Source organism: Streptomyces sp. NRRL S-37, from assembly GCF_000721605.1.
In the GTDB taxonomy this organism is placed as follows: Bacteria; Actinomycetota; Actinomycetes; order Streptomycetales; family Streptomycetaceae; genus Streptomyces.
On the sequence record NZ_JOIZ01000107.1, the window covers coordinates 1 to 467 of the forward strand.

Consider the following 467-nt stretch of genomic DNA (forward strand, 5'->3'; position numbering starts at 1 on the left):
CGCGTGTTGGCCGCCGGCGTACCGACCGGCACCACACCGTCGGCCACCCGCTCGGCCGTCAGACGCGTCGTGACCACACCGATCGTGGTCTCGGTCGGACCGTAATGGTTGAACACCGCCCGCTCACCCGCGACCGACACCAGCTCCCGCACCCACCCGGCAGAAGCCGCCTCACCACCCAGCACCAGCGACTTGGCCGGCAGAACCCTCGCCAACCCCCCACCGGCACCCAGCGCCGCCAGATGCGAGGGAACCACCTTGAAATGATCGATACGGCGCTCAGCCAGATAACCGGCCACCACCACCGGATCAGTCGCCGCATCCTCACCCAGGACGTGCAGCTCACCACCCGTGGTCAGACTCGCGAACACCGTCGTGTTACCCAAGTCCGTGACCTGCGCCTGAAGCAGCGCATACCGCTCCCCCGGACCACCGAACCCGACCCGGCCCGGCACCGCAGCCACATA

Annotated in this window: 1 protein-coding gene; it reads right to left on the reverse strand. The window is 68.5% G+C overall.

What is annotated here, in order from left to right:
- Nucleotides 1-467: AMP-binding protein (locus tag IH50_RS38430; RefSeq protein WP_158801447.1), on the reverse strand; the 467-nt coding region annotated here is incomplete at both ends.